13 protein-coding genes are annotated in these 20223 nt (G+C 69.8%); 8 read left to right on the top strand and 5 right to left on the bottom strand.

Features of this window, described 5'->3' with window-relative positions; translation table 11 throughout:
* Positions 1–256 precede the first annotated feature (256 nt).
* Positions 257–2677 carry a hybrid sensor histidine kinase/response regulator gene (locus tag R2J76_RS10940; RefSeq protein ID WP_316411623.1) on the top strand — a complete coding sequence of 807 codons (2421 nt, stop codon included), beginning with the start codon at positions 257–259 and terminating at the stop codon, positions 2675–2677.
* A 256-nt stretch (positions 2678–2933) separates the two neighbouring features.
* Here the strand turns inward: R2J76_RS10940 and R2J76_RS10935 are convergent, their stop codons facing one another.
* On the bottom strand, positions 2934–6119 hold the full coding sequence (locus tag R2J76_RS10935) for a C45 family autoproteolytic acyltransferase/hydolase (RefSeq protein ID WP_316411622.1): 3186 nt from the start codon (positions 6117–6119) through the stop codon (positions 2934–2936).
* 225 nt (positions 6120–6344) lie between these two features.
* Positions 6345–6926, bottom strand: a complete 582-nt coding sequence (locus tag R2J76_RS10930; protein WP_316411621.1) for an outer membrane beta-barrel protein — start codon at positions 6924–6926, stop codon at positions 6345–6347.
* A gap of 60 nt (positions 6927–6986) precedes the next feature.
* Here R2J76_RS10930 and R2J76_RS10925 point away from each other — a divergent pair, with 60 nt between their 5' ends.
* The 4 genes from R2J76_RS10925 (at position 6987) to R2J76_RS10910 (ending at position 14058) form a co-directional block, all read left to right on the top strand.
* Positions 6987–9104: a sigma 54-interacting transcriptional regulator gene (locus R2J76_RS10925; protein WP_316411620.1), complete on the top strand. Its 2118-nt coding sequence runs from the start codon at positions 6987–6989 to the stop codon at positions 9102–9104.
* Positions 9105–9762: 658 nt separating this feature from the next.
* Positions 9763–11379: a TolC family protein gene (locus R2J76_RS10920; RefSeq protein WP_316411619.1), complete on the top strand. Its 1617-nt coding sequence runs from the start codon at positions 9763–9765 to the stop codon at positions 11377–11379.
* A complete protein-coding gene (locus R2J76_RS10915) occupies positions 11379–12473 on the top strand; it encodes an HlyD family secretion protein (protein WP_316411618.1) in 1095 nt (364 codons plus the stop codon). The genes R2J76_RS10920 and R2J76_RS10915 overlap by 1 nt, the downstream gene beginning before the upstream one ends.
* Positions 12474–12483: 10 nt before the next feature.
* Positions 12484–14058 (top strand): DHA2 family efflux MFS transporter permease subunit, encoded by a 1575-nt coding sequence (locus tag R2J76_RS10910; RefSeq protein WP_316411617.1) that lies wholly within the window; start codon positions 12484–12486, stop codon positions 14056–14058.
* 3 nt (positions 14059–14061) lie between these two features.
* Here the strand turns inward: R2J76_RS10910 and R2J76_RS10905 are convergent, their stop codons facing one another.
* Entirely contained in the window at positions 14062–14589 is a 528-nt protein-coding gene (locus R2J76_RS10905; RefSeq protein ID WP_316411616.1) for a hypothetical protein, read from the bottom strand.
* Positions 14582–15226 (bottom strand): SOS response-associated peptidase, encoded by a 645-nt coding sequence (locus R2J76_RS10900; RefSeq protein ID WP_316411615.1) that lies wholly within the window; start codon positions 15224–15226, stop codon positions 14582–14584. Before R2J76_RS10900 ends, R2J76_RS10905 begins: the two co-directional genes overlap by 8 nt.
* A 72-nt stretch (positions 15227–15298) precedes the next feature.
* Here R2J76_RS10900 and R2J76_RS10895 point away from each other — a divergent pair, with 72 nt between their 5' ends.
* The 3 genes from R2J76_RS10895 (at position 15299) to R2J76_RS10885 (ending at position 19355) form a co-directional block, all read left to right on the top strand.
* Positions 15299–16360 (top strand): MFS transporter, encoded by a 1062-nt coding sequence (locus tag R2J76_RS10895; protein WP_316411614.1) that lies wholly within the window; start codon positions 15299–15301, stop codon positions 16358–16360.
* A gap of 82 nt (positions 16361–16442) precedes the next feature.
* Complete coding sequence (locus R2J76_RS10890; RefSeq protein ID WP_316411613.1) at positions 16443–17969, top strand: M14 family metallopeptidase; 1527 nt, start codon at positions 16443–16445, stop codon at positions 17967–17969.
* Positions 17970–18047: 78 nt separating this feature from the next.
* Complete coding sequence (locus R2J76_RS10885) at positions 18048–19355, top strand: hypothetical protein (RefSeq protein WP_316411612.1); 1308 nt, start codon at positions 18048–18050, stop codon at positions 19353–19355.
* 335 nt (positions 19356–19690) lie between these two features.
* Here the strand turns inward: R2J76_RS10885 and R2J76_RS10880 are convergent, their stop codons facing one another.
* The gene (locus R2J76_RS10880) at positions 19691–20188 is read right to left on the bottom strand and encodes a methylated-DNA--[protein]-cysteine S-methyltransferase (protein ID WP_316411611.1); all 498 of its coding nucleotides are present in this window, start codon (positions 20186–20188) and stop codon (positions 19691–19693) included.
* Positions 20189–20223: the final 35 nt, after the last annotated feature.

The following is a 20223-nucleotide window of genomic DNA, read 5'->3' as shown; positions in this document are numbered from 1 at the left end:
CGGCGAGGACGAAACAGGGCGAACGTCTGGGACACGAACGATTACGTCGCCGGGCTCCTAGGACTTGCGGCGGGGACGGTACGGGGTCATGCTTGCCCCCGCCATTCATGGTTTCCATCATGTGACGAACGCACTTCCACGGCCTGACCGGTCCCGGATCCCGGGAAAGGAGGAGCGCATGGAGGCAGGGCAAGAACTGAAACACGCGAGGCCCCGGCGAGGCGCCCGGGCGCGTCCCTTGCGGAATGAGAGCATCATGGAAGCCCGGCTCCGGCTCCTGGAATTCGCGGGCACCCACACCATGGACGCGTTCCTGACCGCGGCCCTGGACGAAATGGAAGCCCTTTCCGGAAGCACGATCGGCTTCTACCACTTCCTGGAACCCGACCAGCGCACCCTCACCCTGCAGAACTGGTCCACCCACACCCTCAAGGACATGTGCCGGGCCGAAGGAAAGGGCAGCCACTACAGCATCGACCAGGCGGGAGTCTGGTGCGACTGCGTCCGGGAGCGGCGACCGGTCATCCACAACGACTTCGCCGCCCTGCCCCACCGCAAGGGACTGCCGGAAAACCACGCGCCGGTCCTCCGGGAGATGGTCGTTCCGGTGTTCCGGGGGAACCTCATCACGGCGATCATCGGCGTGGGGAACAAGCCCACGGATTACGACGAGCACGATGTCCAGATCCTGTCCCGCCTGGGGGACCTCTCCTGGGACATCGTCGAACGCAAGCGGACCGAAGAACAGTTGCAGGTGTCGGAGAACCGCCTGCGGCTCACCCTGGAGGGTTCGCACATCGGCATCTGGGACTGGGATATCCGGACCGGCCAGTGGTACGCCTCGCCCACCTTCTACACCATGCTCGGCTATGAACCGCACCGGGGATTTTCCGGCCATGGGGAATTGACGGAGCGGGTGCACCCGGAGGACCTGCCCCTGGTGGCCCGGAAAATGGAAAAGGTCCTCACGGGGGGATTCGACGAATACACCTGCGAGGTGCGCATGAGGCACGCGGACGGCAGCTACCGCTGGCAGCGGGTGACCGGGATCGGCGTCGACCACGACCGGGACGGGAAGACGACCCGGATGCTGGGCATCCGGGTGGACATCACGGACCGGAGGGAGGCGGAGGAGGCCCTGGCCCAGCGCGAGCGGGATTTCCGGACCCTGGCCGAGAATTCGCCCGACAATGTCATCCGCTACGACCGGGATTGCCGGGTCCTCTACACCAACCACCAGGCCCGGTCCACCCTGGGCGGCCATGGCGAGCACGCCCTGGGCAGGACGCCCCTGGAGATGTCGCCGGAAGGGCTCATCCCCGGATACCTCCACGAGGTGGAAGCCTACCAGAGCGCCCTCCAGGGGGTCATCGCCAAGGGCGGCATGGGGGAAGTGGAAATGCACGTCATGGCCGCTTCCGGCGAGATGCAGACCCACAGCGTCCGGTTCACGGAAGAACGGGACGCCGAGGGGCGGATCGTGGGGGCCCTGGCCATCGGCCGGGACGTCACGGAACGCAAAAAACTGATGGAACAACTCAATCAGTCCCAGAAAATGGAAGCAATAGGTCAACTGGCTGGCGGCGTTGCCCACGACTTCAACAATATCCTCACGGCCATCATCGGCTTCGGCAATCTCGCGAAGATGCGCATGAAGGCGGAGGATCCGCAGATGACCTTGATCGACCAGATCCTCGCCGCCTCGGACCGCGCGGCCAACCTGACGCGAAGCCTCCTGGCCTTCAGCCGCAAGCAGGTGATCATTCCCCGGCCCGTGGATGTGAACGGGATCCTGGGGACCGTGGAGAAGCTCCTCGCGCGGCTCATCGGGGAGGACATCGAGCTCGTCACCCGGCCGGGAAAGCAGAGCCTCATCGTCATGGCCGACGAGGGACAGATCGAGCAGGTGCTCCTGAATCTGGCCACCAATGCCCGGGATGCCATGCCCAAGGGGGGCACCCTCTCCATCTCCACGGAGGCCCGGCGGCTCGGAAAGGATTTCCCGGCCCTGCACGGGTTCGGCAGGCAGGGACGCTTCGCCCTCATCACCGTCTCCGACACGGGCGTCGGCATGGACGCCCGGACCCGCATGCGGATCTTCGAACCCTTCTTCACCACCAAGGAACTGGGCAAGGGGACCGGGCTCGGACTCTCGATGGTGTACGGCATCCTCCAGCAGCACGAAGGTTTCATCAATGTCTACAGCGAACCGGGCAAGGGAACCACCTTCCGCATCTACCTCCCCCTCGCGGATATGGCGGCGGCCGACGCCCTTCCGGAAACCGAAGCCCGGCCGCCCGGAGGCACGGAGACGCTCCTGCTCGCCGAGGACGACGAGGTGGTCCGGACCATGACCAGCGGCATCCTCCGGGAATTCGGGTACCGGGTCCTGGAGGCGGCGGACGGCAAGGAGGCCCTGGAGAAGGCCCTGGCGCCCGGCATGGGCATCGACCTGATGATCCTGGATGTGGTGATGCCGAAAATGAGCGGCAAGGAGGTCTACGAGGCCGTCCGGCGGGAGGGCCTGGAATACAGGACGCTGTTCATCAGCGGGTACACCGCGGACCTGCTCAACCGGAAGGGGTTCTTCGAGGATGGGGCCCACTACCTGTCGAAACCGGCCAGCCCCTTCGACCTGCTCATGAAGATCCGGAAGATCCTGGATGAAAGGGGCTGAGCGAGGTTGAGCAGATCCCAGTTCATCCCATCCATCGGCGTTCATCCCGGTTTCCGCAGGGCTGGCGCAGGGATGGGTCGGAGCGCATGTTACTCGCCGTCCTTGACCCAAAGGTTGCGACAACTTCAAGCGTAGTTCAAACGGGGATAAACAGGATCCAGGGGAAAAGGCAGGATAAAAAAGGCCAAGTCAAAGCTGGAGCCAGATCACCGAGAACAATCTAGGGATTCAGGACCTAGGTGCTTGCCGAAACACCCTAGTCCAGCTCCACCTCGTGGCGCGCTTCCGCGTGGAAGCCCTTGGCCGCGGTTTCCGCGCCGCGGTAGAGCACCCACCCCGGCAGCCCCCTCTGGAAGGCGTGGGTCATGTGCCACAGTTCCAGGCGGCTGTTGGCGGTGTAGAGGTAGAGGGTGCGCTTGGGGTTGTAGGGGTTGGGCAGGGCCAGGGCCAGGCCGTCCCAGGAGCTGCCGTAGGTCCTGCCCTGGAACCGGAAGAAGCCACGGCCGAAGGTGACGGGCAGCTTGTGCTCACCGGCCATGCGCGCCAGGAGGCTGTTCTCCTCGGGGCCGCCGAAGACCACCAGGTCCCGGGAGGCCAGTTCCCCGTCGGTCACTTCGGCGTCCGGCTTGACGGGGGGGAGGATCTCCGTGAACGCGTCGGCCATGAGGTCCCGGAAGTTCAGGGCCAGGGAGCGGTTGGCCTCCACTTCCCGGGAGGTGCCGAAGACGTACAGGGTGTGGTCGAAATCGTCCAGGAGGTTGGGGAGGGTGTAGGGGTTCTCCTGGCGCACCGGCAGGTCCCGGCCGGCGTTGAAGATCACCCGGGTGGGCTTGTCGGGCACGTGGTAGGTGGTCGAGCCCATGGCCTCGTCCGACTCCAGGCGCAGGAAGCGGGAGCCCTTGGCCGTGCGCAGCTCCACGAAGGTGACGAAGTGCCAGGGCTTGCCGGGCTGGGTCACCTTGACCGTCACATCGAAGCCTTCCGCGGCCGGGGCCACGGTGGCGGTGATGACCGGATCGGGCAGGTCCTCCCGGCCCACCCACTGCTGGATGAAGGGCGACAGGTCCCGTCCCAGCGACTTGGAGAAGGTCCGGGTGAAATCCTCGGTGGTCATGGGGCGGTTGCTGAACCCGTCGTGCACCGCGGCCATGGCCTTGGCGAAGAGGGCGTTGCCCACCAGGAGGCGCAGCTGGTGCAGCAGGAAGGTGCCCTTGATCCGGGGGATCTGGTAGGCGCCGTAGCGGTCGTAGGCGGTGCGGGCCTTGGCGGGGGCCAGGGAACCCTCCTTGGAGACCACGTAAGCGTAGCGCGCGTTGAGCTCGGCGAGGCTGTCGCGCAGGGAGGCCGCGGCCTTGTCCTGGGCCTCGGGAAGCCGCTTGAGGAGGGCGTGGTAGGCCGCGGAACCGCTCACGAACCAGTTCTCGCCGTCCGTGGCGGGGAGCACCGTATTGGACCAGAGCAGGCGCTTGGGGAAGGCGTAGACGTCCTTGGCGGCCGCCAGATCGGCCCTGGGGGCCGGGGCGGGCTCCGGGGCGGCGGCGCGGGCCTGCTTGAGTTTGTCGGCGACGTAGAGGGGGCTGAAGGTGGTGAAGCCCAGGGTCAGGTGGGGGGTCGCCCCGGGGAGATCGGCCATGAAGCGCCCGCCCACCCATTTCTCGCGCAGGGTGGTCTTGCCGAAGTGGGCGATGAACATGAGCTTCTCGGCCATCTCGGAGGTGGTGAGCTTGCCGTCGCAGGCGTGGGGGCGGTTGATGGGGCTGGAGGCGTTGAGGGCCACGCCCGCCTGCAGGTCGAACTTGCCCTGGCCGTACTGCCGGTAGAACTCCTGGAAGGCGATGTCCCGGTTCCAGGTGTTGAAGGCCAGGTCCACGGGCTCGTTCTCGGCGTTGGGGATGCGCTCCTTGCGAACCCCCAGGTCCCGGTTGTTGTTGTCGGCCCACACGAAGTCCTTGAGGCCCCCGGGGGTGTCCGCGGGGTGGCCCTTGCTTCCGGTGCGCCAGAGCCGCGTCTCCTTGGTGCCCAGGAGGAACACGGCGCCCTCGTCGGTCTTGGTGTCGGCGATGGTCCAGTCGTTGGTGTAGAGGCCGTTGTTGCGGGTCTTGAGGATCTCCGCCACCTGGTCGATGCTGGTGGCGTACTGCGCGGCCTGGCGGATGCGGTTGGCCTCGGGGGTGCCGTCGGGGTTGAAGGGGGTCTGCTGCACCGTGGTCTCGCCGATGACGATGCCGGCGTCGTTGATGTACCAGTCCGTGCCCGAGCTGATCCCGCCCGGGAAGGTCTGCATCACGAAGCGGTGGCCCTTCGCGGGCTGCACGTCCACCATGACGTTCCAGTCCACGCCGGTGTATCCGGGAGGCCACATGAAGATCTGGCCCATGACCACGCGGCCGTCGGCGGAGGCCGACTTGGTGGCGATGAAGGAGGAGCACCGGTCCCCCTTCCCTCCCGTGGCGGCCTCGTCCTCGGCCTTCAGGAAGCTGCGGCCCGTGAGGGGCGAGGCGGTGACCTTGGTGGCCGAGGCGATCTCGCCCAGGTCGATGTCGGAATTGGCGGTGACCACGTCCAGCACGTCCAGGGCCCTGCCCCGGAACTTCGCGCCGGCCCTGGCCGCGCCGTCGGCGATGCCCTTCATCTCCTCCAGGAATTCGGGCTCGTACTTGCGCAGCATCAGGGCGTCGGCCAGGGTCCGCTGGCGCTCCCAGCCCCGGACGGGATCGCCCTTGTCCTGGAGGTTGGCCAGCTTCTCCACGAACAGCGCCAGCTCCTGGGCCACCAGCTGGCCGTACTGGACGCCCCGGTCGTAGGGCTCGCCTTCGATGTGCAGCACGATCCAGCCCCCGTCGTCGTAGCGGAAGCCCTTGCCGGCCCAGCGCACCGTCTCCATGGGGATGATCGCGCCGATGTCGTCCACCAGCTCCAGCTTCAGGTCGTCGAACCAGGCCGCCCCCTCCGTCTTCCCGTTGCGCCCCAGGTGCAGCTGCACCCGGTCCTGGGCCGTGGTGGCGAAGAAGGCCACCGACACCCGCTGGGAGCCGTCGCCCGCCACCGTGGGCGAGGCGTTGGTGAAGGGGAAGCTCTTCATGGAAACGCAGGCCCCCAGGGCCGTGGGGTAGCGGGCCGTGGGATCCGGGTGCACCCCCTTGGTGCGGATGAAGGCGCTGAGCCGGTACAGCCGCCCCACCTCCAGCTTCACGGGTTCCGAGACCACGGTGGATTCGGCGCCCCCCGCGGGGTTCTCCAGGCGCAGGCTCCGGAACCCGGCCTTGTGCCCGAGCCCGATGGCCACCGTCGCCCCGGTGGCCTTCGCCAGGGTCCACCCCACCACCTGCGCGTCCTTCTGCTCCTCGAACCCCGCGTTCACCAGGGGCAGCGCCGCCGGATCGGACGCCACCAGCGCCATGGCCGAAAAACAGACCCCCAGAACCCCCCACGCACGCCGCATCCTCGACTCCCCATATACCTCACACGATGATGCAACACTCCGCCTCAATCCGGAAACGGGAAAAGCGTCCGGGGGGGTATCGAGTAACTCGCGCTCGGACCCACCTCGGCGTCAGCCCTGCGGAAACAGGGATGAACGCCGATGGATGGGATGAACGGGGATCCGCTCAGCCAGGAAGGGCCCCTTCATCATGGAGCCAAGGCACCTGGGGTATGACGACGCACCCTAGAACTTGTAGCCCAGGGAGCCGACGATGGCGTTGGCCATGAAGGAGGGGTCGGTGGTGGCGGGGAGGGTGTAGGCGAGGCGGCCCATGTCCATGCCGAGGTACTTCACTTCGAAGGTGAAGTTCCGGGTGAAGGCGTAGCCGAGGCCGACGTTGAAGGCGAAGCCGGTGTGGGTGTGCCGCGCGCCGGTGACCAGGGGGCCGATGCCCCGGGTGGCGTCCAGGCGGGTGGAGTGGAGGCCCAGGCCGGCGAAGACGTAGCCGCCCTCGGCTTCGTCGGCCACGAAGCAGGTGTAGTCGGCCATGAGGAGCAGGGCGTCGGCCTTGTAGCGCTGGTCCCCGGCGCCGCGGCGGAAGGAGAGGTAGTCCAGCTTGGGGCGGAGACCTTGGCCGGCGCCGAAGTCCACGGGCACCATGAGGCCCAGGCCCCAGCCCAGGGTGTTGTCCAGGTGGCGGGCATCGGAGAAGGTGCCCAGGGGCTTGGCCAGATGGAGCTGGGCGCCGAAGCCCGCCTCGGCGGCGGCCAGGGGCGCCGCGGCCAGGAGCGGGGCGATCAGGAGCATACGCGTGCTTGGGGACATGGTGCCTCCAGGGTTGGGGTGGATTCGGGGCCGCCGCGCTCGGGTCCGGCCCCAGACCAGATGTGCCGGAACCCCGGGGCGGGTTCCGGCGCCCTGGGCGCGCCGGGCGGGCCTGATATCATCTCCCGCATGAACGTCACCGCGGCCGCCCGGAGCTTCCGGGACATGGAGGCACCCCGCCTCGCCCAGCTCCTGGACGCGGCCGCGGAACTGGGCCCCTGCAGGGATCTGGGCACCCTGGGGCCGGCCCTCTTCCGCGTGCTGCAGGCCTCCCTGCCGGTGCATCGCCTGGCGCTCTGGCTGGGGGATCCGGAGGAGATCCGGCCCGAGACGGTGTGGACGGCGGAGCTGGGCGAGGACGGCTTCCTGGTGCAGGTGGAGCCCCACCCGGGCCTCGTGGACCTCACGCGCAACCTCCAGACGGATCTGTGGATCCCCGGCGAGGCCTGCGCCGGGGAAGGATCGGGGCGGCTCCTGCGGGAAAGCGGGTACCGCTCCTGGGTGCTGCTGCCCCTGCGCACCCCCGAGCGGCTCGTGGGGGGCCTGGCCCTGGCCAGCCGCGAACCCGGCGCCTTCGGGGAGGCGGGGCCGGCCTACCTGGTCTTCCTGGCGAAATTCGTGGCCTCCTTCACCCTGAAGATCCTGCGACTGCGCCAGCTGGACGAGGCCAACGCGAACCTCACCCGGGAGCGGGACCAGCAGCGCGTCCTCCTCCAGATCACCAACGAGCTGGTGGAGCACCGGGATCCCCGGGACCTCTTCCAGGCCATCGCCTCCAGCCTGCGGGAGCGCTTCGCCTTCGACGGGATCGCCCTGGTGCTGGTGCAGGAGGAGGCAGACCCCCTCCTGCGGTTCCTGGACTACCCCACCAACCGCGGCCACATGCAGGAGAACCAGGCCTTCACCGTGAAGAACGGCCCCAGCCAGCAGGCCATGGACCTGCGCAGGGCCCTGGTGTTCACCCGGGCCGACCTGGACGCCTTCGAAGGCCCCATCCCCCAGGTCCTGGTCAAGGGCGAGGGCCTGGCGGCCATGTGCTGCGTGCCGCTGGTGTCCCGGAACCGGGTGATGGGGGTGCTCTCCTTCCTGAGCCGCAGGGCCGACGCCTTCCCCGCGACCACGGTGGACCTGCTGTCCCGGGTGGCGGCCCAGGTGGCCATCGCCCTGGACAACGCCTTCGCCTACGAGGAGATCCAGACGCTCCGGGACCAGCTGGCCCAGGAGAACCTCTACCTGCAGGAGGAGATGGACAAGGACTTCGGCATGGAGATCGTGGGCCGCAGCCCCTCCCTGCAGAAGGTGCTGCGCCAGGTGGAGACCGTGGCCCCGTCGGACGCCACCGTGCTGCTGCTGGGCGAGACCGGCACCGGCAAGGAGCTCATGGCCCGGGCCATCCACTCCCTGAGCCCCCGCGCCGAGCGCGGCTTCGTGCAGATCAACTGCGCGTCCATCCCCGCGGGCCTGGTGGAGAGCGAACTGTTCGGCCACGAGAAGGGGGCCTTCACCGGCGCCATCGCCCCGAAGACGGGCCGCCTGGAGCTGGCCCACCAGGGGACCCTCTTCCTGGACGAGATCGGCGACCTGCCCCTGGAGCTGCAGCCCAAGCTGCTGCGGGCCCTCCAGGAGCGGCAGTTCGAGCGCGTCGGCGGCACGCGTCCCCGCAAGGTGGACCTGCGGCTCATCGCCGCCACCAACCGCGACCTCACCGCCATGGTGGAAGCACGGGAGTTCCGCGCGGACCTCTTCTACCGCCTCAACGTCTTCCCCATCCGCGTCCCGCCCCTGCGGGAGCGCAAGGAGGACATCCCCACCCTGGTGCGCTACTTCACCCAGAAATTCGCCCACCGCATGCATCGCCCCATCGAATCCATCCCCACCCGGGCCATGGAGACCCTGGTGGCCTGGGACTGGCCCGGCAACATCCGCGAACTGGAGAACGTCATCGAGCGCTCCGTCATCCTCAGCCGCGGCCGCGACCTGGAGATCCCCTTCGCCGAACTCCAGGCCGAGCGCCCCGCCCCCGCCCCGGCCGAGACCTTGGAGGACGCGGACCGCGCCCACATCCTCAAAGCCCTCGCCGCCACCCACGGCAAGGTCGGGGGCGCGGATGGGGCGGCGGCGAGGCTGGGGATGAAGCGCACGACGCTGCAGAGCAGGATGAGGAAGCTTGGGATCTGAGGACGGGGACGGGCATGCCCTGCCGGGGGCCGCGGGTTTGAGTGGCGTGGCCCCCCGGGATGGTTCGGCCCATGCGGTCCCGACCCGGCGCCCCGACCCACCGGTAGCGCTTGCGCAGCAGCGAGCTGCTGCTGGCGCTTGCCGTTGTCCAATGACGACAGGTGGCGTAGGAACTCGGCGCGGCATGTCCGCCCCTGAGACCGCTCCGGGGATGGACAACAGGTCATCCAGGTCGGAACGGCAACCGAGAAAGGTCAAAGCAGAAAAACAAATCTATGTTTAAACACATTTCGATCCCAAATTCACAAGATTCCCATCGACTCCTTCCCCCCCCCACTCCCTCACGCACCTGTCGTCACTGGACAACGGCAAGCGCCAGCAGCAGCTCGCTGCTGCGGAAGCGCTAACGATGGGTCGGCGCGCCAGGCCGGGACCCCATGGGCCGCCCCCTCCCCCAGGAACGTCGTCCCTCACCCCAGCAGCCCCCGGCGGGGCATGACGGTTCGGGCCCAACGAAGCAAACCGCCGATATTTCGGCACGTCGCCCAAATATCGGCAGGCGCCTTCGGCACACCCCATAGACGGAAACCATATTTATTGTTGACGGTGATAGTTATGTTTCGGCACGGATTCGGCATTACGGTGCGTGGAGGTTTCCATGCTTCGAATAACTCCCAGGGAACAGGACACGGGGCTCACCCTGGTTCTGGAAGGCAAGCTGGCGGGGGCCTGGGTGGCTGAGCTGGCCCAGGCCTGGAGCGGTTGGCAGGGGCGCACGGATCCCGCGAAGGCGGTGCTGGACCTGCGGGACGTGAGGTTCATCGACGAGGCGGGGCGCGAGCTGCTGGCGCGCATCCACGGGGAGGGGGCGGGGCTGGTGGGATCGGGGTGCTACGTGGGGCCCATCATCCAGTCCATCCTGAACGGCGGGGAGCTGGGGGCGGCGGGGCTGCGGTTCCTGTGGCTGCCCCTGCTGGGGCTGGCGGCGGCGGGCACCCTGGCCGCGGCGGAGCCCGCGGTGCGGCTGAGCATGGCCCAGGCCCTGGACCAGGCCCTCACCCGCAACCCCGAGATCCACAAGTCGCTCCTGAACATCGCCCAGAGCCAGGATGAACGGCGCCTGGCGGCGTCGGCCCTGATGCCCACGGTGGAAGGGGTGGCGGGCTACAACCGCACCAAGCAGAACCTGGATTCCTTCCTGGGCATCCCCAGCAAGGGGGGGCCCGAGGTGGTGGGGCCCTTCAATTCGGGCCAGGTGGGCATCCGCGCCGAGGCGCCGCTGTTCGACCTGAGCCTCTACCAGCGCTGGAAGGCCAGCCGCCATGGCGAGGCCTCGGCCCAGGCCCAGTCCCGGGTGGCGCGGGAGGGCATCGCGGCCCTGGTGGTGGGGCAGTACCTGCGCACCCAGCGGGCCACGGAATCCGTGAAGGCCGCCGAAAGCCGGGTGGAGCTGGCCGGCGCCCTGGAGAAGCTGGCCGAGGACCAGCAGAAGAACGGCCTGGGCACGAAGCTGGACACCCTGCGGGCCCAGGTGCAGGTGCAGAACGAGCGCCAGCGCCTCATCCAGGCCCGGACCCAGGTGAGCACGGCCCGCTTCGGCCTCGTCAAGCTCCTGGACCTGGATCCCTCCACGGACATCATCCTCACGGATCCCCTGACGGCGCCCGAGGCCGTGGCCTTCACCTTCCAGGAGGCCTACGGCAAGGGCCTGAGCCAGCGCCCCGAAGTGGCCGCGCTGGACGCCCGGGAGCAGGCCGCGCTGAGCCTGCGGGATTCCGCCCGCAGCCTGCGGCTGCCCAGCCTGGTGGTCACGGGGTCCTACGCCTCCATGGGGCTCTCCCCCAACCAGCCCTGGGTTCCCACCTACACCGTGGGCCTGGGGGTCAAGGTGCCGCTGTTCACCGGCGGCAGGATCTCCGCCCAGACCGCCAAGGCCAAGCTCGAGCTCGACCGGGTCGCGGAGGAGCGCAAGGAGATCAAGGCCCAGGTGGGCCTCGAGGTGCAGGTGGCCCAGGCCGAGATGGACGCCGCGCGCAGCGAGGTGGACGTGGCCACCCAGGCCGTGGCCCTGGCCGAGGAGGCCCTGGTCCAGGCCCGGCACCGGTTCGAGGCCGGCGTGAGCAACAACATCGAAGTCGTCAACGCCCAGGACGAGCTGGCCCGGGCCACCGACAACCGCATCAACGCCCTCTGGCGCCTCAACCAGTCCCGGGCGGACCTGGCCAAGGCCATGGGCCAGCTGGAACCCCTCTTCGCCGGAAAACGGAGCCGATAATGAGCGATATGACCGAACAGATCGAGACCCCCGCCAAGACGGGCCGCAAGCGCACCCTCCTCCTGGCCGTGGGCGCCGTGGCGGTGCTGGTGGCCGGCGGCATGTGGCTCCACTACAAGGACCGCGTCTCCACCGACGACGCCCAGGTGGACGGGCACCTCGTGCCCGTGTCCTGCAAAGTCGGCGGCAGCGTGGAGAAGGTCCTCGTGGAGGACAACCAGGCCGTGAAGGCGGGGGACGTGCTGGTGCAGCTGGACGCCCGGGACCTGCAGGCCCGGGTGGACCAGGCCCGGGCGGCCCTGGCCCAGGCCGAGGCCCAGGTGGCCTCCTCCCACGCCGACACCGACAAGGCCCGCTCCTCCTACGACCAGGCCCGCAGTTCCGACCTGCAGGTGGCCGAGGCCAACCTGGAGGCCGCCAGGTCCACCCTGGAGACCGCCAAGGCCGACCAGGAGCGCACCCGCCCCCTGGCCGAGCGCCAGGAGATCTCCGCCCAGGCCTTCGACGCCTACCGCAACCGCTTCGAGGTGGCCGACAGCCAGTACAAGGCCGCCCAGCGCCGCCTGGCCAGCGTCCGCCAGGAATCCGATATCCGCAAGGCCGGCCTGGGCGCGCAGGAGGCCCGCACGGTGCAGGCCAAGGCCGGCATCCTCGCCGCCAAGGCCAACCTGGAGGCCCTGGAGCTCCAGCTCTCCTACACCCGCATCACGGCCCCCGTGGACGGGGTGGTCACCCGCAAGTCCGTGGAACTGGGCCAGATCATCCAGCCGGGCCAGGGCCTGCTCACGCTGGTGCCCCTGCACCAGACCTGGATCACCGCCAACTTCAAGGAGACCCAGCTGCGCAAGGTGCACGTGGGCCAGGAGGCGGAAGTCACGGTGGACATGAACGGCCTGGTGCTGCGCGGCACGGTGGATTCCATCGCGGCCTCCACGGGCTCGCGCCTGTCCCTGCTGCCCCCCGAGAACGCCGTGGGCAACTTCGTCAAGGTCGTCCAGCGCATCCCCGTGAAGATCAAGCTGGACCCCAGGGACGCCGACCGCGTGGTCCTGCGCCCCGGCATGAACGTCGACGCCACCATCCTCACCCGCTGAGGCCCCGTCCATGACGACCGAAACACGGCATCGCGCCGTAAACCCGTGGATCATCGCCCTGGTGGTGATGATCGCCACCTTCATGGAAGTGCTGGACACCTCCGTGGCCAACGTGGCCCTGCCCCACATCGCGGGCAACCTCTCGGCCACGGTGGACGAGGCCACCTGGGTGCTCACCTCGTACCTGGTGGCCAACGCCGTGGTGCTTCCCCTGGGCGGGTACCTGGGGGGGCTCTTCGGGCGCAAGCGGTTCTACATGACCTGCGTGGGGATCTTCACGGTCTCCAGCATGCTGTGCGGCCTCGCCCCCAGCCTGCCCTGGCTGATCTTCTTCCGCATCATGCAGGGGCTGGGCGGCGGCGCCCTGCAGCCCACCTCCCAGGCCATCCTGGTGGAGAACTTCCCCCCGGAAAAGCGGGGCGCGGCCATGGCCCTCTACGGCATGGGCGTCGTGCTGGCCCCCATCGTGGGCCCCGTGCTGGGCGGATGGATCACGGACAACTACAGCTGGCACTGGATCTTCCTCATCAACATCCCGGTGGGCATCCTGTCGCTGTTCCTCACCTACCGCATGGTGCACGATCCCCCGACCCTCAAGCGCATGTCCGTCAAGGACGGCTTCAAGGTGGACTACCTGGGCATCGGCGTCCTCACCCTGGGCCTGGCGGCCCTGGAGATCGTCCTGGACGAGGGCCAGCGCCGGGACTGGTTCGCCTCCAACCTCATCCTGGTGTGCGCCGTGCTGGCCGTGGTGTGCCTGGTGGGCGTGGTGTTCTACCTGCTGCGCAAGGACCACCCCATCCTGGACCTGCGCCTGCTCAAGGACCGGAACTTCGCCGTGTCCACGGTAATGCTCTTCGTGCTGGGCTTCGTGCTCTATGGAAGCCTGGCGCTCCTGCCCATCTTCCTGCAGACGCTCCTGGGCTACACGGCCAGCCTCAGCGGCTGGATCCTCAGCCCCGGCGGCGTGGTGATCCTGCTCATGATGCCGGTGGTGGCCATGCTGCTGCGGAAGTTCGACACCCGCATCCTCATCGCCGCCGGGTTCGCCACCTGCGGCGCGGGCCTGCTGTGGATGTCCCGGTTCAATCTGCAGGTGCCCTTCGACACCGCCATGTATTCCCGGTGCCTGCAGAGCTTCGGGCTGGCGTTCCTCTTCGTGCCCATGAACGTCACGGCCTTCCAGAACGTGCCCATGGACAAGACCAGCTACGCCACGGGCATGATGAACCTGGTGCGCAACATCGGCGGGTCCACGGGCATCGCCCTGGTGAGCACCATCCTCGCCCGGCGCAGCCAGGTGCACCAGGCCAGCCTGGTGGCCAACCTCCATCCGGCGAGCCTCGCCTACCAGGGCTTCCTGGACAAGGCCTCCCACGTGCTGGTGGCCAAGGGCGCCTCGGCCCCCGACGCCGCGCACCAGGCCCAGGGCATGGCCTACGGCCTGCTCCAGAGGCAGGCCACGATGATGGCCTTCTCGGACACGTTCTGGGTCATGGGCGTCCTGTGCTTCGCCCTGCTGCCCCTGATCCTCCTCATGCGAAAGACCATGGCCGGCAGGAAGCCGGTGGTCATGGACCACTGAGCCCTACCTGGCGCGGACCTGGGCGGGGGGCGCCCCCACCTGGAGGGCATGCCAGCCCCACCCCAGGCCCGCCGCCAGCAGGAGCCATCCGATGGGGGAGCGCGCCGCGATCCGCACGTCCTGCCAGGACGGAAGGGCCGCGTACACCAGGTTCGCGATGAGGTACACCGCCAGGGCCTCCCGCCACCCGAAGACCGGCACCCCCCGCAGCCTCCACACCACCAGGCCGTAGGCCGCGGGCAGCAGGAGGAGGGGGGCCATGCCGATGAAGAAGGCGTTGTACCACCGCAGGTGGTTGAAGCTGACCGAACCCATGGCCCAGCCCGTCCCCTCCCGCCGGGGCAGGAGGTTGAAGCTCACGGGCCCGCCGTTGAGCAGGAGGCCCGAAAGGAAGTGCAGGGCCTCGTGGGCGAAGGTCCCCGGCAGCACCAGCAGCGAGAAGGCCCAGAAGACCCGGCGCAGGCCGTGGAGGCCGAAGAGGGCGGCCACGACCAGGCCGATGTAGATCCATTCGCGCGGGTGGCTAGTCATCCAGGGGCTCCAGGAGGGTGGGGTCGTCGTTGCGGGCGTTGCCCACCCGGGGGCCCACCGGATGCACCTGGAGCCAGGCGTCGGGGCAGGGTCGCAGCAGGTCGGTCCCCCCCTCGTCCAGCCAGCGCCCATAGTCCTCCCGCGCCAGGATCACGGGCATGCGGTCGTGGATGGGGGCCATGGCCCCGTTGGCGGAGGTGGTGAGGATCGTGCAGGTCTCCAGGACCCCCTCCGGCCCCTCCCACCGGTCCCAGAGGCCCGCGAAGGCCAGCGGGCCGCCCCCGGCGGGGCGGATGGCGAAGGGTTGTTTGGGGGTGCCGGCCCGCCACTCGTAGAAGGCGTCCGCGGGGAGGATGCAGCGGTTCCGGCGGAAGGGCCCGCGGAAGCTGGGTTTCTCCGCCACGGTCTCGGCCCGGGCGTTGGCCATGCGGGCCCCCATGGAGGCGTCCCTGGACCAGGAGGGGACGAGCCCCCAACGCTGGAGGACGATGACGCGGCCGGCTGCGCCGTTGCGCACCACGAGCACCGGGGTGGTGGGGGCGATGTTGTACCGGGGCGTCCACAACGCCTGGGCCTCCGCCTCGAACTGGGCTTCCAGGGACTCGAGGGGGGAGGAGAGGGCGTAGCGGCCGCACATGCCCCCGATTCTACCCCACGGGAACCTCCGGGCCCCCGGGGCCATCGGTGAGGCCTGAGTCCGAGCCCCCCCATGCCCTCCGTCAACGTCCTAACCCTGCTCCTCCGGTTCGCCAATATCTTCTTCGTGGCGACGGCCCCCCTGCTCTGGCGCAGCAACGCCTCCCTCCTGAAGAGCACGCCCCTCCTGGGCCTGGGCGCCATCCTGGTGGTGGCCTGGGTCATCTACCGCCCCGCGGAAGTGCCCCGGGTGCTCACCCTGGCCTGGGTGTCGGACGCCGCCAGCGGGGTGCTCCTGCTGGGACTCTTCGGGCTGCGCCTGGGCGCGCCCCCCTGGGTCTACGCGGCCTTCGCCCTGGCCCTGGGCGTGGGCATGGCGGGCACCGAAGTGGCCGCCATGCGCATGGCGGTGCGCTCCAGCCATCCCCCCGAACTGAGGAGCCGCCTTTCCTGGTTCAGCTTCACCAAGGCCCTGGGGGTGGGCTCGGGCTTCCTCCTGGGCGGGGCGGTGGCCGGCAGCCCCCGGGCGGCGGTGCCCGCGAGGGTGCTGGTGGCCCTGGCCGGCGCGGCCATCGTCGCCCTGGCCGGGGCGCTGGCCCTGCGGGACCTGGACCCCGCCGAGCCCGCCCCGGCCGGGGAGGAGGGCCCGCCCCTGGCGGCCCTGGCCGGCATGGTCCTCATCGCCCTCAACTTCGTGGTCATCAACCTGGCCAACGCCCTGGTCCCCTACCGCCTGGCCCAGGCCTGCGCCCTGCCCCGGGAGTGGATCGGGGTGCTGCTGGCCGTGGAGGCCTACGCCCACGCCTTCGGCACCCTCCTGTTCCGCAACGGCCTGGGCCCCCTGGGGGACCGCATCTCGTACGCGGTGGGCCTGGCGGGAAGCCTCGCGCTCCTGGCCCTGCTCCTGGCCTTCCCCCGCTGCGGGCCCCTGCCCCGCGTCACCCTGCTGGCGGGCCTGGGGCTCACCTCGGCCCTGTCGTACATGGCCAGCACGATCCGCTTCTACGCCTGCGGTTTTCCCCGGGCCATCTTCCCGCGGGTGGCGGTGCAGAAGCTGGCCTCCAGCTCCGGCAGGGCCGTGGGGAGCTGGCTGGCGTACCGGGCCGTGGCGTGGCTGGATCCCGGGCGGTCCTGAGGGCCCGGTTTTTCCCACCGGCCTTCGCGTCTGGACAGGGCGCGCCCGGGGGAGGACAATGCCACACCTTCCGGAGTCCCCCATGCCGCTGCTCACCCGCGCCGAAGCCACCCGCTACGAGGAGACCTCGCGCCACGCCGATGTCATGGCCTTCATCGCGGGGCTGGAGGCCCGGGGGGACCGGCGCCTCCACGTCTCCAGCTTCGGCTCCAGCCCCCAGGGCCGGGAGCTGCCGCTGCTGGTGCTCTCGGCCCATTCCGTCACGACGCCCATGGAGGCCCGGGCCCTGGGGCTGCCGGTGGTGCTGGTCATCAGCGGGATCCACGCCGGGGAGGTGGAGGGCAAGGAGGGCTGCCTGATGCTGGTCCGGGACCTGCTGGAGGGCAGCCACGGCGGGGACCTGCTGGCCGAGCTCACCCTCGTCGTGGCCCCGCTCTTCAACCCCGACGGCAACGACGCCATCGACCCCGGCAATCGCCGCCTGCACCTGCCCAAGCTCACGGGCCAGCTGGGCCCGGACAGCGGCGTGGGCACCCGGGTCAACGGCTCGGGCGTCAACCTCAACCGCGACTACATGCGCCAGGAGACCCTGGAGATGCGCCTGCTCCAGACCCGCGTGTGCCAGGAGTGGGAGCCGGACCTCACCATCGACAACCACGCCACCAACGGCTCCGTGCACCGCTTCTCCATGACCTACGACATCCCCCACACCATCGAGAGCGGACGCCGGGAACCCATCGACTTCATGCGGGAGCGCCTCCTGCCGCCGGTCACCGCCGCCCTCAAGGCCAACCACGGCCTGGACGCGGGCTGGTACGGGAACTTCGTGGAGGACGAGCGGGTCCTGGACGCCGACGGGGACGCCGATCCCCGCTCCCCGGTGCGGGAGGGCTGGATGACCTACCCCCACCACCCCCGCTTCGGCAGCAACTACCGGGGCCTCACCAGCCGCATGGACCTGCTCCTGGAGTGCTACGCCTACATCCCCTTCGAGGAGCGGGTGCGCACCGCCTACGCCTTCATGCTGGAGACCCTGCGCTTCGTGGCCGCCCACCGGGACAGCGTCGTGCACACCGTGGCCTCCTGCCGCACACCCCGGGAGCGCATCGCCGTGCGCTACCGCCTGGAGCGCGCCCCGGACCCCGTCACCATCCTCACCCGCACCCCCCGCACCCTGGAGGGCGCGCCCAGCAGCCTCACCCTGCCCCACCTGGCCCGGTTCGTGGGGAGCCTGGTGGTGCCCCGGCCCCGGGCCTACCTGGTGCCGGCCCGGGTGGGGGAGGCCCTCAAGGGCCACGGCCTGGCCGTCGAGACCCCTTCGGGCACCTACGACACGGACGTTCCCACCGTGGAAGCCCTGGGCGCCCAGGCGGGCCGCGCCATCCTGGAGGCCGCCAAGGTGGGCGAACTCACGGTGTCCTGGCGCCGTTCGGCCCGCATCGCCCCGGCGGGCTCCGTGCTGGTGCGCACGGACCAGCCCATGGGGGCCATCGCGGTGTACCTGTGCGAGCCGGAAAGCGACGACGGCGCCTTCGAGAACGGCCTGCTCCCCGCCCCCGCCCCGGGGATGGAGCTGCCCATCTGGCGGGTGGAGGGCGACCTGCCCTGAACCCGCCGGGGAACGTGGGGGGAATCCGGCGCAGGTGAGGGTGTGTGGGAGGGCCGTGCCCTGCCCGAGGACGTCGTCATGCCCGTCTTTCCCCTTCGCATCCTCCTGGCCCTGGCCCTGTGCGCCGGGCACCTGATGGCCATGGACCCTCCGCCGTGCGGGTCCTCCGCCTCTTCTCCCGCCCTGGATCCCGCCGGGGGGGCCCGCAGGGCCCTGGACCGGTACCGCACCCCGCTGTATGCCCAGCTGGCCGATTCCCCCCACTGCCGGGAGGCGATCCGCGCCCTCGCCGAGCCGCTCCAGTCCCTGGAAGCCGCCTGGAAACGCATGGCGGCCAACTATGATCTGCAGATCAAGTACCTGGAGCGACTGGCCATCCTGCCGGAGGGGGACCCGGCCCGGGCGCGGCTCGTTTCCCTGCTTGAACAGACCGAGGCCGCCCTGGCCACCCAGACCCGCATGGAATGCACCGTCCACATCGGCCTGGTGCAGAGCGAGAGCCTGGCCCTGGCCCAGCGGGCCCTGGCGGCCGTGACGTCCCGTCCCGGCTCCGGCCGGGACGCGGCTGCCCCCATGGCGAAGATCGCCGCGGAGGCCCGGCTGTTCAGCCTGGGCCTGGGCGACGGCTGGGACCGGTGCGTGGCCACGGCGCCGTGGACCCTGTGGAGGCGGGCCCTGGGCCCCTTCACGCCCGACCCCCTGGGGGAGCTCCTCAAGGGGTGGGAGCCCCTTCCCGGCGTGGGCCTGCCCTGCTTCCTGGCCCGGGGACCGGGGCCCTACCGGCTGGAGAAGGCCGCGGCCCGCGAATGGGCCGCGGAGGCCCTGGCCCGGGGCCTGCGCCCGACAGCCTGTAGCCCCGCCGTGGCCCCCCGGGCCTCCGAAGCCCGGAACACCCGGGCCTGGCACGAAGCCAACCTGGAACGGAAGCGGCGGCGCCAGGAAACCAAGCGCCAGGCCGCCCGGGAGGCGGCGGAACGGGAGGCGGAGGGCCGGCGGACCCGCGAGGCCCAGGCGGCCCTGGAGGCCCGGCGGGACCAGGACCATGCCGAAGCCCAGCGGCAGCGCACCCGGGAGGCGCGGGAGGCCCGCCTCGCCCGGCTCGAGGCCCAGTTGGAGGAGCGCCGGCGGGTGCGGGCCGGCGCCCGGGAGGAGGAAGAGGCGGCCCTCATGGCCGCCGCCGACCTCCCCCCCCTGGAACCCGCACCGGTTTCCGGGGCCCCCGCCCCACCCCCCCGGCCCCCCACCCGGGACGAGCTGGAGGATGAGCGCAGTTCCCCCGCGTACGTGGCCCGGTTCTGCGAACTGGCCTGCACCGACCCGGAAGCCTTCGCCGCCTGGCAGCGGGAGCTCCTGCTCAGGGCCACCGCCCCGCTCCGGGCGCGCTGAGCCGGACCTGAGCCACGGATCCCGGCGGAGTCGATGGCCCGAAACGCCTTGGCGCCTTCCCTGGGAGCACGTTCATCCCCTTCATCCTATTCATCCGATTTCATCCCTGTTCCCGCAGGGCCAGCGATGAGATGGGGTGGCGCGTCGTTGACCCGCATGCGCCGACCCATCGCTGCTCTGGCCCTGCGGGAACAGGGATGAAATCGGATGAACAGGATGAAGGGGATGAGCCATCGAGCTCAGTCCGTTCTCGGCTGAGGAGCCGGACCGAAGTTATCAGGAAATTGTTATCTGCGGCTTCGGCAGGGATCCTTGGGGTGCGTCGGAAACCTGGTCTAGGCCCGGTTCGATGCTTCCGCCAACCCCTCCAGTTTCCTCAGGAAGCGGAGCCAGGGTAGGGCCTCCCCGCCCTCCCAGCCCAGGACCCGGTGGGAGGGCACCAGGATCGCCACGGGGTTGGCGGCCAGGGCGGCGGCGACGGCCTCCGGGTGGTCGCCGGAATTCAGGCGCCGGGCCAGGGTGGCAAGGTCCACCGTCTGGCCGTACCCCACCCCGAGGGTCTCCGCCCACACCCGCTGCCGCCAGGCGTCCCCCTCCAGGTGCATGGGCAGGTTGAAGGTGCGCAGGGTCCGGCGGAAGTAGCCGTCCAGCTGGGTCTTGAGGAAGTCCATGACCCGGGGTTCCCGGCGGTTCCGGGGGGTGAGGATGAGGGTGTCCTCGGTTTCGGGAAGGATCTCCAGATGGCTGATCTTGCCGCCCTCCGCCAGGCCCACGCCGATCCAGCCCGCCGGGCTGTGCAGGTAGTGGTGGAACGCTAGGACGGGAACGGACATGGTTCACATCTCCAACAAGATCATATGCACCGGGC

Origin of the sequence: Mesoterricola silvestris (genome assembly GCF_030295405.1) — a bacterium.
Classification (GTDB): domain Bacteria; phylum Acidobacteriota; class Holophagae; order Holophagales; family Holophagaceae; genus Mesoterricola; species Mesoterricola silvestris.
The sequence above is the reverse complement of the archived record's forward strand: the minus strand, read 5'-3'. Positions and strand labels throughout refer to the sequence as shown.